Origin of the sequence: Conexibacter sp. W3-3-2 (assembly GCF_009707605.1) — a bacterium.
Lineage (GTDB): Bacteria > Actinomycetota > Thermoleophilia > Solirubrobacterales > Solirubrobacteraceae > Paraconexibacter > Paraconexibacter algicola.
Window position 1 is genome coordinate 3,058,401 of sequence record NZ_WLYW01000001.1, and the last position, 14,235, is coordinate 3,072,635.

Here is a 14,235-nt window from a genome sequence, read left to right on the forward strand (position 1 = left end):
GCCCTAGAACCGCTGCGCGCGCTCGGCGCGGTGGCGGTCCAGCGCGATCCGGCAGAGCCGGTCCACGAGCGCGGGGTAGGCGAGCCCGGAGGCGTCCCAGAGCTTCCCGTAGACGCTCGTGGCGGTGAAGCCGGGCATCGTGTTGAGCTCGTTGAGCAGGACGGTCTCGCCGTCGACGAAGAAGTCGGCGCGGGCCAGGCCGCTGCAGCCGGCGCGGGAGAAGGCCAGCGCGGCGAGCTCGCGCACGCGCGCGGCGGCGGTCTCGGAGATCCGGGCGGGCACGACGAGCTCCATGCCGCCGGGCGTGTACTTCGCCTCGTAGTCGTACCACTCGCTCTGGATCACGATCTCGCCGAGCACGGAGACCTCGGGCGCCTCGGTCGGCCCGAGGACCGAGCACTCGATCTCCAGGCCGCCGCAGTTCGCCTCGACGATCACGCGCGCGTCGTGCGCGAAGGCGGTGCGCAGCGCGTCGGGCAGCTCCTGCGCCGCCCGGACCTTCACGATCCCGACGCTCGACCCGAGCCGTGCGGGCTTGACCCAGCACGGGAACCCGAGCGCGAGGACGTCCTCGCGCGCGGCGACGGCGTCGACGCCCTCCCCGGCGAGCGCGAGCGCGTAGCCGACCTGGGCGATGCCGCCGACGGCCATGAGGTCCTTGAAGACGACCTTGTCCATGCACGCGGCGGAGGCCAGGACCCCGGACCCGACGTAGGGGACGTCCAGCAGCTCGAGCATCCCCTGGACGGTGCCGTCCTCGCCGAACGGGCCGTGCAGGACGGGGAAGACGACGTCGGCGCCGAGCAGGCCGTGCCCGGGGACGACCTCGACCGGGATGCCGGTGGGGTCGCGCCAGCCGCCCTCGCGGTCGAGCAGCACCGGGACCACCTCGTGGCCGGCCTGCTCGAGGCCCGCGGCGACCGCGGCGCCCGAGCGCAGCGAGACGTCGTGCTCGGAGGAGCGGCCGCCGGAGAGGACCGCGACCCTCACGGCGTGGCGGTGGGGGTCGGGGTGGGCGTGGGCGTCGGGTCCGGGTTCAGGTCCGGGGAGAACGCGCCGACGGTGATCGTGACGCGCTGGCCCTTGCGGAGCTTGCCGTCCTTGGGGTCCTGGGCGAGGACGACGCCGTCCTGGTCGGGGCTGTCGACCTCCTGCTCGCGCGGGACGACGGTGAAGCCGGCGCCGGAGAGCGCGGCGGTCGCCTCGGCCGAGGTCTGGCCGGTGACGTCGGGCACGTCGACCTCCTCGGCCTCCTTGGCGACGGTGATCGTGACGCGCGAGCCCTTCGGCCGGGAGGTGCCGCCCGCCGGGTTCTGCGCGAGGACGGTGCCGACCTCCTCGTCGCTCTCCTGCTCGCGGACCGACACGGTGAAGCCCGCGTCCTCGAGCGTCGTCTCGGCGTCGTCGCGGTTCTGGTCGACGACGTTCGGGACCGCGGCGCGCTCGGCGCCCTCGGAGACCGTGATCGTCACGGTGCTGCCCTTCTCCAGCGACTCGCCCTGCCCGGGCTCGACGGAGATGACGCGGTTCTCGCCGATCTCGGCGGAGAACGCGGTCTCCTCGCGCACGAGGAAGCCGGCCTCGCGCAGCGCCTTGGTCGCCGCGTTGCGGCCCTGCCCGACGACGCGCGGGACGGTGGCGTTGCCGGGCCCGTCGCTGACGGTGAGCGTCACGGTCGAGCCCTTGTCGGCCTCGCTGCCGCCGTTGGGGATCTGGCCGATGACCTGGCCCTTGGGGGCGTTGGGGTCGTTCTTCGTGGTGATGTCGGTGTTGAAGCCGTCGGCGCGCAGCCGCGTGACGGCGCTGGCCTCGTCGACGCCGACGACCTGCGGGACCGTGACCTTGTCGCCGCCGAGCAGCAGCAGGCCGCCGACGATCGCGGCAGCGACGAGCAGGCCGGCGAGCAGCGCGACCCACCAGCGGCGCGAGCCGCGGTCGTCCTGCGGCGGCTCGGGCGGCGCGGTGGTCGGGTAGGCGTAGCCGTCGTAGGCGGAGACCTGCGGGATCGCGCCGGAGACCTGGGTGTGCTGCGAGAGCCCGGTCTCGGCGGGCGGCAGCCCGTAGGCGGTGGCGACGGCGGCGCCCGCGACCGACGTCACGCCGGTGGACCCGGCGCTGCCGCTCGCGAGGCGCTCGGCGACCTGCTCGAGCGCGGCGATGAACGCGTCGGCGTCGGCGAAGCGGCGGGCGGGGTCCTTCTCGAGCGCGCGCAGGACGACCGCGTCGAGGTCCGGGCCGACGGCGGGGTTGTAGGCGCTGGGTGGCGTGGCGGGCTCGTTGACCTGCTTGAGCGCGATCGTCACGGCGCTGTCGCCGTCGAACGGGATCCGGCCGGTGAGCAGCTCGAAGAGGATGACGCCGATGGCGTAGAGGTCGGACTGCCCGGTGACCGGGTGGCCCTGCGCCTGCTCGGGCGAGAGGTACTGGGCGGTGCCCATGATCGACCCGGTCTGGGTCATGTCGGAGACGCCGGCGAGCGCGATGCCGAAGTCGGTGACCTTCGCGCGGCCCTCGCCGTCGACGATGACGTTGTGCGGCTTGAGGTCGCGGTGGATGACGCCGCGCTTGTGCGCGAACTTCGCGGCGCGCAGGATCTGGATCGCGAGCTCGACGGCGGTCGCGGGGTCCTGCGGCGTGGGCGGGTTGGTGCCGTGGACGACCTGCTTGAGGGTCTGGCCCTCCACGTGCTCCATGGCGATGTAGTAGGTGCCGTCCCAGGCGCCGCGGTCGTAGACCGACACGACGTTGGGGTGCTGCAGGCCGGCGGCGCTGGACGCCTCGCGGCGGAACCGCTCGACGAACTCCTCGTCCTCGGAGAAGCGGCGGTGGAGGATCTTCAGGGCGACGTCGCGGCCGAGCTGGAGGTCCTCGGCGCGGTACACGTCCGCCATCCCGCCCGAGCCGATCCGCTCGACGACGCGGTAGCGACCATCGACGATGGTCTCGGGGGCAAGGCGCTCATCCATTCAGCAACGACTCCATGACCTGCTTGGCGATTGGTGCGGCGACGACGCCACCCTGGCCGCCGACGACGCTCTCGATCGTGACGGCGACGGCGATCTTGGGGTTTCGCGCGGGCGCGAACCCGATGAACCACGGCTGGTTGATGTTGCGCTGCACGTCCTTCTCCGCGGTCCCGGTCTTGCCCGCAACATCGATACCCGAGAGCGCCGCGGCGGTTCCAGTGCCCTCGCGCACGACGTTGGTCATCATCGCGATGAGCTTGTCGGCGGAGCCCTCGCTCATGACGCGGGACTGCTCCTCGGGCTCGATCCGCTCGACGGTGCGGCCGTCCTCGTCGACGATCCGGTCGGTCAGGTGCGGGCGCATCAGCCGGCCGCGGTTCGCCACGGCGGCGGCGACCATGGCCATCTGCAGCGGGGTCACGCGCAGGAGGTTCTGTCCGATCGCCATGCGGCCCACGTCGATGAAGCGTGACGTGGCGGGGATCACCTTCCCGTCACGGTAGGAGCCCGACGGGAGCATCTGGCCGTCGGGGTAGTCCAGCGGCGGGTCCTTGTCGAAGCCGAAGCGCCGCATGTACGTGCGCATCGTGTCCTTGCCGAGCCGCTCGGCGACCTCCGCCCAGACGGTGTTGACGGAGTTCGTCAGGGCGGTGGTGAGCGTGATGCGCCCGAAGCTCGCGCCGCCGGAGTTGTTCAGCGGGACGCCGGAGATCTCCTTGCCGCTGTTGCCGTCGAGCGTCGACTCGGGGGTGAACTCGCCGCTGTCGAGCGCCGCGGCCGCGGTGACGACCTTGAACGTCGAGCCGGGCGGGTAGCCGGCCTGCGTGGCGCGGTTGAGCAGCGGCGAGTTGTCCTCGTCGTTGGCCAGCCGCGAGAAGGTCTCGGCCGAGCGCAGGTCGCGCGGGTCGAAGCCGGGGAACGACGCCATGACCTTCACCGCGCCGGTCTCGGGCTCGATCGCGACGACCGATCCCTTGCGCCCGTTCAGCGCGTTCAGCGCGACGCGCTGCGCCTCGGGGTCGAGCGTCGTGAGGACGTTCTCCCCCACCGGGGTGCGGCCGATCACGCGGTCCACCACGCTGCCGAGCTCGCCGCGCTTGCCGCTCAGCGCGTCGTTGCGCGAGCGCTCCAGGCCGGCGCGGCCGAGCGTCGTGTACGAGTAGCCGAGCGCGTGGGAGAACAGGCCGCCCTCGGGGTAGGAGCGGCGATAGGTGTCGTCCTGGGCGGAGACGCTGCGCGCGAGCACCGTACCGTCGGCGGCGCGGATCAGGCCGCGCTTGATCCGCTGCTCCTCGAAGACGCCACGGCGGTTGAGCGCGTTGTCGTCGAGCTGCTGCGCCTCGAACACCGTCCACCGCGACGTGAACGCGATGAGCAGCGCGAACAGCAGCAGGAAGACGACGTACAGCCGGGCGATCGGGGCGTTCACGGCGGCCTCAGATCTCCCGGCGCGCCTTGTCGGAGACGCACAGCAGGAGCGCGAGCAGCACGAAGTTCGCGACGATCGAGGAGCCGCCGTAGGAGATGAAGGGCAGCGTGACGCCGGTGAGCGGGATGACCTTCGTGACGCCGCCGACGATGACGAACACCTGCAGCGCGAACACCGCGGTCAGGCCGGTGGCCAGCAGCTTGGAGAACGAGTCGCGGGCGAGCATCGCGACCTTGAACCCGCGCTCGACGATGAGCAGGTAGACGAGGATCACGGCGGCGGCGCCGACGAGCCCGAGCTCGTTGGTGATGAGCGCGTAGATGAGGTCGGTCTGCGCCGCGGGCAGGAACTGGATGTCGCCGCCCTGCAGCGTCGTGAACGCCTGGCCGAAGCCGGCGCCGAAGAAGCCGCCGTCGGCCTGCGCGAACAGCGACTGGGCGAGCTGCTCGCTGCCGCCGACCTGCTCGAAGAGCGAGCGGTCGAACGGGTCGCGCCACGCGTCGATGCGGTTCTGCACGTGCCCGACGGTGTTGGCGAAGAACCAGAACCCGGCGGCGAACATCCCCAGGCCGATGAGCGGGAAGCTCAGCCGGTTCGTCGCGACGTAGATCAGCGCGAGGAACCCGCCGAAGAACATCAGCGACGAGCCGAGGTCGCGGATGAAGACGAGCAGGACCATGGCGCCGCCCCAGATGACGAGCAGCGGCCCGAGGTGCTTCAGCGGCGGGATGACGATCCCGGCGAAGGTCCGTCCCCCGGTCACGAGCAGCTGCCGCGTGTCGCGCAGGTAGGACGCGAGGAAGATGACGATGCCGATCTTCGCGAACTCGGCGGGCTGGAACGTGATCGGGCCGATGCCGATCCCCAGGTAGGCGCCGTTGGTCTGCTGCCCGATGCCGGGCACGCGCGGCAGGAGCAGCAGCGCCAGCGACCCGACCGCGATGACGTACCGGTACTGCTCGAGCTTGCGGTAGTCGCGGCAGGTGATGATCGTCGCCGCGAACGCGATGAGGCCGAACACGAACCACTGCGCCTGCTCGCGCGCGAGGTCCTCGTCGAGGCGGTAGATCATCACCAGGCCGAAGCACGCGAGCACCGCGACGAGCGGGAACAGGTACGGGTCGGCCTCCTTGAGCATCACCCGCAGGAACAGGTGCGCGGCGAAGCAGAGGCCGAGGAAGATCGCCCCGTAGGTGAGCGACAGGTTCGTCAGCACGTCGTCGCGCTGGACGAAGACGGCCGTGAACCCGGCCGTCACCAGCAGCGACGCGGGGATCAGCGCGAAGAGCTCGCGTGTGCGCGCGCTCATCCGCCGGCCTGCCCGGCGAGCTCCCCCGCTCGATCTGACGCACCAGGTCGTTGGCGTCCTCCAGCGAGCGGAGCTTGTGCGCGGTGACCGTGTCCTGCGCGCGCGCCGGCAGCGTGCTCGCGGGCACGCCGGACACGAAGTTCTCGGAGAACATGTCCAGGCCGCCGGGCAGCTCGTAGGGCACGCCCTTGTACACGGTGACGAAGCCCTCGTCGTCGACGCCGACGAAGTACACGGCCTGGGAGGCGATGTAGCCGCCGGCCGCGAACGGGAACAGGACGACGAGCAGCCAGATCAGGCCGCGCGCGACCTTGCGGACGGGACCGCGCTCCTTGGCCTCCTTGACCTTCATGCCCGGCGCGCGCGGCTGGCGCTGCTGCACCGGGGCGGGCGCGGCGGTGGCGATCGACGACTCGCGCGTCGCGGGCGGGGCGTCGCGCAGCGCGGCCTGCACGTCGGCGACGGTCGGGGCGGTGTCGCCCAGCCGGGTCGCCTGGTCGTCGGCGGCGCCGGCGAACGCGACCTCCTCGAGGCGGAACAGGACGACGGTGATGTTGTCGCGGCCGCCCGCGGCGTTGGCGGCGTCGATCAGCGCCCGGCCCGCGTCGGGCAGCGACCCGGCCGCGGCGACGATCTCGCCGACGCGACCCTCGGGCACCATCGACGTCAGGCCGTCGGAGCACAGCAGGTACACGTCGCCCGCGCGGGCGCGCCAGGTGAGCCGGTCGACCTCGACCGCCGGCTCGGGCCCGAGCGCCCGGGTGATGATCGACCGCTGCGGGTGGACGTCCGCCTCCTCGGGCGTGAGCTTGCCCTCGCGGACGAGCTCGTCGACGAGCGAGTGGTCGCGCGTCAGCCGCTCGAAGCTGCCGTCCCGCAGCAGGTACAGGCGGCTGTCGCCGACGTGCGCGATCGACAGCTCCTCCTCGCCGACGTACGCGGCGGTGATCGTCGTGCCCATGCCCGCACGGTCCTCGTCGGCGCGCGAGAGCTCGTGGATCTGGGCGTTGGCGTCCTGGACGAGCGCGGCGAGGCGCTCCTCGACGCTGCCCTCGCCCTCGGGCAGGCCGGGCTCGAGCACGGAGACCGCCATCCGCGAGGCGACCTCGCCGGCCTGCGCGCCGCCCATGCCGTCGGCGACCGCGAACAGGGGCGCCCGCGCGAACGCGGAGTCCTCGTTGGCCCGGCGGGCACGGCCGGTGTCGGTGTCCTTGAAGTAGTCGGCGACGCGAAGCACGAAAAGGGTTCCTCTGGTCCCTACCCCTCGAGGTAGGTGAACTCACTGTCGCCGATCCGGACGCGGTCCCCGGCGTGGAGCGGCTGCGGGCCGCCCAGGAGCTCCTCGTTGAGGTAGGTGCCGTTGGTGGACCCGAGATCCTCCAGCACGATCACGCCACCCTGTCGCACCAGACGCGCGTGGCGCGAGCTGGCGAACGGGTCCTGGAGCCGGATCTCGGCCTGGTCTCCGCGACCCATGACCGCTCCTTCGCCGATCTCGTACTCCATCCCTGCCGTGTGCCCGGGGGCGCGCTCGACGACGAGCCGGGCGTCGAGCCCGTCGAGGTCGGTGCGCGGCAGCTCCGCGGCGCTGTGCAGGCCGGTCGCGTCCGAGGGCGCGCCGACGATCGGCTGGAAGGCCTGCGGGCCCTGCTGCGGCTTGACCGCGCTGCGCAGGTCCTTCAGCGCGCTGCGCGACACCCAGAGGATGAACAGGTACAGGACGGCGAGGAAGCCGAACTGCAACGCGACGGAGATCGGCTCGAGCGTCATTCGACCTCGAAGGAGACGGGGACGGTGCCGATGTCGAGGCGGTCGCCGCCCCGGATCGGGGTGGCGCCGCGGGCGGGGTCGCCGTTGACGCGCACGCCGTTGGTGGAGCCGAGGTCCTCGACCACCCAGCCGTTGCCGTGCGGGCGGATCTCCGCGTGCCGGCGGCTGACGTTGGAGTCGCCGAGCACGATGTCGCACTCCCGGCTGCGGCCGATGACCGCGCCGCCCGCCGGGACGACCATCCGCCGTCCCTCGGCGACGACGAGCGCCCGGCCGCGCCGCTCGGCGCGCTGCGGCTCGAGCGGCTCGCTGAGCCGCTCGGCGCTGGAGAAGACCATCGTGCTCGAGTGCTCGGCCTGGACGACCGCGGGCACGTCGCCGGTCGCGCGGGCGCGCGGGCTCTCCTCGGGGCGCACGAGCCGGGCCTGGATGCCGAACTCGCCGAGCCGCAGCCGGTCGTCGGTGTCGAACGTGATGACCGGCCGGGACACGAGCGCGAGGCGCTCCCCGCGGGCGTGCTCGAGCACGCGGACGGCCAGCTCGTCGGCGACCTCGTGCTCGATCGCGACGAACGACTCGCGGTCCTCGGGCGAGAGCCAGACGATGTACTCGTTCGGGACGTAGGTGCGGGACACGGACACGGTGCGGTGCTCGTCCATCTCCTTGACGAGCCGCCGGGCGATCTCGACCGGTCGCACGGGCGTGCGGAAGACACGGCCGAACGTCCCCTCGACGAGGCCGGCGATCCTGCTCTCGAGGTTGCGAAGGACGCTCATCTGCGGAAGACCTGCCCCGTCATGCTACGGAAGGGAACGGGTCTCGGGCCCCGAGCGTGACGGGGCGGACACCGCCCGCACCGCGACCGCGAGCACGGCGGCGAGCACCGCCCCGGCGACGAGCCCGCGTGGCTCGGGGGCGCCGGCCGTGGCGCCGAAGCCGTGGACGACCCCGCCGAGCGCCTGCGTGCCGGTCGCCAGCGCGGCCGCCCACACGGTCGCCGCGACGAGGTCGACGGCGGCGACGCGCCCGCGCACGAGCAGCGGCAGCACGGCGGCGGCGAGGCCCCAGAGCACGCCGACGAGCAGCAGCCCGCTGGACAGCACGGGCCAGGCGACGTCGGCGAGCACCGTGCCGGTCCCGAGGTCGCGCGGCGCGCGAGCGACGGCGGGATCGAGCAGGCCGGTGGCCCCGAACAGCAGCCGCTCGCCGCTGAGGGTCTCGGCGAGCAGCAGCCACCAGCAGCCGAGCAGCCCGAGCACGAACCGCTGGGCGGGTCGCGGCGCCTGGCCGGCGATCGTCGGGTAGGCGAGCGCGAGCGCCCCGAGGCCGAGGCCGGGCGCGAACGCGGGCAGCGACCACCACGCCCCGGCGCGGCGGGCGAGCAGCGCGACGGGCAGCGCCGCGAGGACGACGTAGGTGGCGGTGCCGGCGGCCCCCGCGTCGGTGAGCCAGAGCAGCAGGCCCGTGACGGCGGCCAGCCAGCCCAGGCGCGGCAGCAGCGCGACGAGCACCGCGGTGACCGCCGCCACGGCGAGCGGGGGCGCGAACGGCGCGGGACCGAGCCACTGGACCGCCGCGGCGAGCAGCACTCCGGCACCGAGCCCCGCCACGACGCGCTGCGAGGGGCGCGGGCGCACGGCGGCGACGAGCGACGGGTCGTCGTCCTCCCACGGGTCGTGGCGGCCGCCCCACGCGGCGCGCTCGAGCCGCTCGGTCGCGGGGGCGGCGATCGTGCCGGGCTCGTCGCCGACGTCGTCGAGGGCGTCGCGCAGCGCGTCGCGGAGCTCCTCGACGGTGCCGCGGTCCTCGGGGTGCGGGCGCACGCCGCGGTCGATCGCGGCGCACAGGGGCAGCGGCAGGTCGCGGCGCAGGCGGCCGAGCGCGGGCATCCGACGGCCGATGCGTCGCACGGTCTGGGCGGCGTGCGCGGGCCGCGCCGGGTTCATGCCGCGCACCGGGTTGACCCCGCACAGCGCCTCGTAGAGCACGAGCGCGAGCGCGTACAGGTCGGTGGCCGGGGAGATCTCGCCCCCCTCGGCCTGCTCGGGCGCCATGTAGGCGAGCGTGCCGACGAGGTCCCCGGTGCGGGTGAGCGCGTCGTCGCCGGCCATCCAGGCGACCCCGAAGTCGGTGAGCTTGGCGATCCCCTCGCCGTGCACGTCGCCGCCGGGCCGCGCGGGCACGAGGATGTTCCCGGGCTTCACGTCGCGGTGCACGATCCCGCGGGCGTGCGCGTGCGCGAGCGCGTCGCAGAGCACGACGCCGGTGAGCAGCACGTCGCGGTCGCTGAACGCGCCCTCGTCGAGCAGCTCGCGCAGGGTGTGGCCGCGGACGAGCTCGCTGACGAGGTACACGGTGTCGCCCTCGCGGCCCGCCTCGTAGAGCGCGACGATCCCCGGGTGCTGCACGCGCGCGGCGGCCTTGCCCTCGCGGGTTGCGCGCTTGGCGATCGCCGGGTCGCCGACCGCGATCCGCTTGACCGCCACCGCCCGGTCGAGCTGCTCGTCGTGCGCGACGTGCACGGTCCCCATCCCGCCCGAGCCGAGGCGACGCCCGAGCCGGTAGCGGCCGAGCACGAGCTCCGGGACGGCGCCGGGACGCGTGGTGTGCGGGGCGGTCTCCACCGGTTCGTCGTTCCGCTCCCGGGCGAGGTGTCCTGCCGACGGGGAAGGGATCGCACCGTTTGACGGCGAACTTGCAGGGGAAACACGCTCCTCACGGGGCGGTCATACTGCCTCTGCGGAAGCGGCGCACCCGGCCCTGCCCGGCGCTCCCCGCTGTCGCGCCCCCAAGACCATGTCGTTCTTCGACGACGACGAGCCCACACGCGCAACCAGGCCGGCCCGGCCCCGACGCCCCGCACCAGCGGCGGCCCGTCCTCGACGGTCCGCGGCCGCACCGGACCCGCAGACGCTGCGCAACCGGCAGATCGCCGCGCTCGGCGCCGGGATCGTCGTCTTCTTCCTGCTGGTCCTCGGCGTCAAGGGCTGTCTGGACAGCCGCAAGGAGCGCGCGCTCAAGGACTACAACCGCGAGGTGACGGCGATCGTCAGCTCGTCCAACGAGCAGGTCAGCGAGCCGTTCTTCGAGCTGCTCGGCGGCGCCACCGGCGACGCGACCGAGCTCGAGCAGGGGATCAACGAGTACCGCGTGGTGGCCGACCAGGACGCCCAGCGCGCCCGCAGCCTCGACGCGCCCGACGAGATGGCCCCGGCTCAGCAGAACCTCGAGCTGGTGATGAACCTGCGCGCCGAGGCGCTGCGCAAGATCGCCGACCGGATCGGCGCCGCGAAGGCCGACGGCGAGGACAACCGCCAGAGCGCGGAGAACGCGGTCCGCCAGATCGCCGGGCAGATGAGCGCGTTCCTCGCCTCCGACGTCGTCTACTCCCAGCGCGTCGCGCCGCTGATCAAGCAGGCGCTCGACGAAGCGGAGATCAGCGGGCAGAGCATCGCGACGAGCCAGTTCCTGCCGACCGTGGCGTGGCTGAACGTCGACCAGGTCGCCGGCCGGCTGGGCGCGCAGCGCGCTGGCGGCGGGCAGGGCGCGAGCAGCGCGCCGGCCCCGGGCACGCACGGTCACGGCCTGGAGAGCACCGCGGTCGGCACGACGACGCTGCAGCCCGGCGGCTCGGTGAACCGCGTGCAGGCCGGCTCGAACCTCGCCTTCACCGTGAAGTTCGCCAACCAGGGCGAGAACGACGAGACCGACGTGCGCGTGTTCGTGCGCGTGCGCTCGCCCGGCACGAAGACGATCAGCGTGTCGAAGACGATCAACCAGACGAAGGCCGGCACGTCGATCACGACCGTCGTGCCGCTGACCGACGCGCCGCCGATCGGCACGCCGTCGACCGTCGAGGTCGAGGTCCGGGGCGTCCCGGGCGAGAAGGTCCTCGACAACAACAAGAGCACCTACACCGTGCTCTTCACCCGCTAGCGGCCCGCGGCGCGCACGGTGCTCCGGGCGGCGTCCCGGATACCCTGCAGGCGTGGACGAGCTGAGCACGACCACCGGGATCGTCGCGGCCGTCGCCGTGGTGCTCGCGCTCGCCGCGCTGGCGTTCGCGGTGACCGCCACCGTGCGCCTGCGCCGCATCGCCGCGCACCAGCGCGTGGTCCTCGGGACGGGCGGCGCGCAGGACCTCGTGGCCCACGCCGCGCGGCTGGAGCACTCCTTCGCGGTCCTGCACGACTACGTCGAGGACGTGTCGGCGCGGCTCGACGACCGCCTCGCGACCGCGGAGCTGCGGCTCGACGGCGCGATCACCTACCACGGGCTCGTGCGCTACGACGCCTACAACGAGATGTCGGGCCGGCAGTCGACGTCGATCGCGCTGCTCGACGCGACCCGCTCCGGGGTCGTCGTGTCCTCGATCCACCACCGGGAGAGCGCGCGGATGTACGCGAAGCTCGTCCGCAACGGGCAGGGGGAGCTGCAGCTCTCCCCGGAGGAGCAGCAGGCGATCGAGCTCGCCCTGGCCCGCGAGGTCGAGCCCGTGGACGACCAGGCCGTCTGATGCGGATCGGCTTCCTCGGCCCCGCCGGGACGTTCTCCCACGCGGCCGTGCACGCCAGCCCGCGGACCCCCGCCGACGCGGAGCTCGTGCCCGCGGGCACGGTGCACGCGACCGTGCTCGCCGTCCAGTCGGGGACGGTCGAGCGGGCGCTGGTCCCGATCGAGAACGCCCTCGAGGGCGCGGTCAACGCGACGCTCGACGCGCTCGCCTTCGACGCCCCGGACGTGAGGATGGTCGGCGAGGAGGTCCTCGCGGTCCGCCACTGCCTCGTCGCCGCGCAGGACGTGCCGCTGGCGGCGATCCGCACGGTGCTCTCGCACCCGCAGGCCAACGGCCAGTGCCAGGACTTCCTGCGCCGCGAGCTGCCGTCGGCCGCGGTGCTCCCGGCGGCGAGCACCGCGGAGGCGATCCGGCTCGTCGCCGCCGGCGAGGCACCCGACCCGCCGGCCGCGGCGATCGGCACCGCCCTGGCCGCCGAGCTCTACGGCGCGGTGGTGCTGCGCGAGGGCGTCGAGGACGACGCGTCGAACGTGACCCGGTTCGTGTGGCTCGCGCGCGACGGGGCCGTGGACGACGCCGCGGACGCACCGGGCGGCAGGTGGAAGACGTCGGTGGTCTTCTCCGGGGACGGCGACGGTCGACCCGGCTGGCTGGTGCGCTGCCTGAGCGAGTTCGCGTTCCGCGGCGTCAACCTCACGAAGATCGAGTCGCGGCCCGCCCGGCACCGGCTGGGCCACTACCTCTTCCACCTCGACATGGACGGGTCGATCGCCGACCCGCGGGTGGCGGAGGCGGTCGCCGCGCTGGAGATCCACGGCGCCTCCACCCGCGTGCTCGGCTCCTACCTGGCGGCCTGAGGGGCTGGCGCTCGCCGCGTCGGCCGTTACACTCGGCGCGTGCCATCCACCACGCCAGCAGCGCAACTGCGGTCCACGTCGCTCTCCGAGCACCGGCGACGTGGACGAGAAGGTGGCCGGGTGCTCGTCCTCAACGCGACGTACGAACCGATCAACGTGTGCACGGTGCGCCGTGCCGTCGTCCTGCTGCTGAAGAGCAAGGCCGAGGTGATCGAGCAGGGGGAGCGTCCGCTGCGCTCGGAGTGCGAGGTGATGACGCGCCCCGCGGTGATCCGGCTGACCCACTACGTGCGCGTCCCGCGCGACACGCACCGGCGCAAGATCACCCGCCGCGCCGTGTTCGCCCGTGATGGCTGGGAGTGCCAGTACTGCGGGTCGCGCCAGCAGCTGACCGTCGACCACGTGATCCCGCGCTCCAAGGGCGGCAGCTCGGACTGGACCAACATCGTCGCCTCGTGCGCCCCGTGCAACCGGCGGAAGTCCGACCACCTGCCCGCCCAGGCGAACATGCACCCGCGCCGGCCGCCGCGCGAGCCGAGCCCGCACGTCTTCATCCACGTGGCGTCGCCGCGGATCCCGGCGGCCTGGCGTCCGTGGCTGCCGGACGCCGACGCCTACGCGGACGCCGCCTAGATCCGTCGGTCCTCGCCGGGCGGCGCCGCGGCGGCGACCTCGGTGAGCGCGCGGACGACGCCGATCGCGGCGACCGCGGCGGCGAGGGCGAGGATGTCCCCGATCATCGCGAGCCCGTCGGGCAGCCGCTGGTCGGCGAGGCTGTCCGGGTTGGCGGTGCCCACGATGGCCAGCGCGATCGCGGCGAGCCACGCCACCCACCAGCCGGCCAGCAGCGCGGCCGCTCCGCGGCCGCCCGCCCGCAGCAGTGCCGCCAGCACGAGCGGCGGGGCGAGGAGGTTGACCCCGGGCACCACCCAGGCGAGCAGGCCGCTGCGCGGCTCGGCGACCCGCCCGTCGAGGCGGTCGGCGAGCCGGCGGTGCGCCGCGTGCTGCCAGGGCAGCCACAGGGCGGCGACGGCGAGCAGGCAGACGACGCTCAGCACGAGCGTGATCGTCACGTAGTCGTCGGCGCGGCCGATGACCGAGTCGGGCACGGCGATGGCGACGTCCCCGACCTGGGTGTTCACCGCGTCCTGCACGATGCGCAGCCGGTTGACGTGCGCGTAGGCGTCGGCGATCGACGCGACGGCCGCGACCCAGAGGGCGACGACGGTCAGCTGTGCGCGGCCTTCGAGGGTGCGGAGCACGGCCGCGGAGCATAGGCGACCGCACGATCGGCGGAGCGCCCCGAGAACTGCGAAGGCCGCGGTTTCGACGGACCGCGGCCTTCGCCCAACTGTGACTGGAAGATCGTCGTCCTAGGTACGTCTGCC

Annotated in this window: 12 protein-coding genes and 1 pseudogene; 4 read left to right on the forward strand and 9 right to left on the reverse strand. The window is 73.6% G+C overall.

Annotated elements, in window-relative coordinates; all coding sequences use genetic code 11:
• Positions 1-3: 3 nt before the first annotated feature.
• The 8 genes and pseudogenes from GKE82_RS14815 to GKE82_RS14850 all read right to left on the reverse strand — a co-directional run bounded on the left by GKE82_RS14815 (position 4) and on the right by GKE82_RS14850 (position 10,098).
• Positions 4-990, reverse strand: a complete 987-nt coding sequence (locus GKE82_RS14815; RefSeq protein ID WP_309233614.1) for a D-alanine--D-alanine ligase family protein — start codon at positions 988-990, stop codon at positions 4-6.
• Complete coding sequence (gene pknB / locus GKE82_RS14820; protein ID WP_154733829.1) at positions 987-2,966, reverse strand: Stk1 family PASTA domain-containing Ser/Thr kinase; 1,980 nt, start codon at positions 2,964-2,966, stop codon at positions 987-989. Before pknB ends, GKE82_RS14815 begins: the two co-directional genes overlap by 4 nt.
• Positions 2,959-4,395, reverse strand: coding sequence for a penicillin-binding protein 2 (locus tag GKE82_RS14825; RefSeq protein ID WP_107567647.1), 1,437 nt, complete (start codon positions 4,393-4,395; stop codon positions 2,959-2,961). Before GKE82_RS14825 ends, pknB begins: the two co-directional genes overlap by 8 nt.
• A gap of 7 nt (positions 4,396-4,402) precedes the next feature.
• Complete coding sequence (locus tag GKE82_RS14830; RefSeq protein WP_154733830.1) at positions 4,403-5,704, reverse strand: FtsW/RodA/SpoVE family cell cycle protein; 1,302 nt, start codon at positions 5,702-5,704, stop codon at positions 4,403-4,405.
• Positions 5,705-6,299: 595 nt separating this feature from the next.
• Positions 6,300-6,941 (reverse strand): annotated as a pseudogene (locus tag GKE82_RS31470) (protein phosphatase 2C domain-containing protein); the annotation flags it as partial.
• A gap of 20 nt (positions 6,942-6,961) precedes the next feature.
• A complete protein-coding gene (locus GKE82_RS14840) occupies positions 6,962-7,474 on the reverse strand; it encodes an FHA domain-containing protein (RefSeq protein WP_107567650.1) in 513 nt (170 codons plus the stop codon).
• Positions 7,471-8,250: a DUF3662 and FHA domain-containing protein gene (locus GKE82_RS14845; RefSeq protein WP_107567651.1), complete on the reverse strand. Its 780-nt coding sequence runs from the start codon at positions 8,248-8,250 to the stop codon at positions 7,471-7,473. Before GKE82_RS14845 ends, GKE82_RS14840 begins: the two co-directional genes overlap by 4 nt.
• A gap of 24 nt (positions 8,251-8,274) precedes the next feature.
• Positions 8,275-10,098, reverse strand: a complete 1,824-nt coding sequence (locus GKE82_RS14850) for a serine/threonine-protein kinase (RefSeq protein ID WP_154733831.1) — start codon at positions 10,096-10,098, stop codon at positions 8,275-8,277.
• Between the two features lie 172 nt (positions 10,099-10,270).
• Here GKE82_RS14850 and GKE82_RS14855 point away from each other — a divergent pair, with 172 nt between their 5' ends.
• Genes GKE82_RS14855 through GKE82_RS30835 form a run of 4 tightly spaced genes read left to right on the forward strand, consistent with a single transcriptional unit; the run spans position 10,271 to position 13,480 of the window.
• The gene (locus GKE82_RS14855; protein WP_154733832.1) at positions 10,271-11,410 is read left to right on the forward strand and encodes a hypothetical protein; all 1,140 of its coding nucleotides are present in this window, start codon (positions 10,271-10,273) and stop codon (positions 11,408-11,410) included.
• Positions 11,411-11,462: 52 nt separating this feature from the next.
• Positions 11,463-11,990 (forward strand): DUF4446 family protein, encoded by a 528-nt coding sequence (locus GKE82_RS14860; protein ID WP_107567654.1) that lies wholly within the window; start codon positions 11,463-11,465, stop codon positions 11,988-11,990.
• Entirely contained in the window at positions 11,990-12,847 is an 858-nt protein-coding gene (gene pheA, locus GKE82_RS14865) for a prephenate dehydratase (protein WP_107567655.1), read from the forward strand. The genes GKE82_RS14860 and pheA overlap by 1 nt, the downstream gene beginning before the upstream one ends.
• Before the next feature lie 39 nt (positions 12,848-12,886).
• On the forward strand, positions 12,887-13,480 hold the full coding sequence (locus GKE82_RS30835; RefSeq protein WP_154733833.1) for an HNH endonuclease: 594 nt from the start codon (positions 12,887-12,889) through the stop codon (positions 13,478-13,480).
• Here the strand turns inward: GKE82_RS30835 and GKE82_RS14875 are convergent.
• Complete coding sequence (locus GKE82_RS14875) at positions 13,477-14,109, reverse strand: DUF4328 domain-containing protein (RefSeq protein WP_154733834.1); 633 nt, start codon at positions 14,107-14,109, stop codon at positions 13,477-13,479. The two genes, GKE82_RS30835 and GKE82_RS14875, sit on opposite strands and share 4 nt — an antisense overlap.
• Positions 14,110-14,235 lie beyond the last annotated feature (126 nt).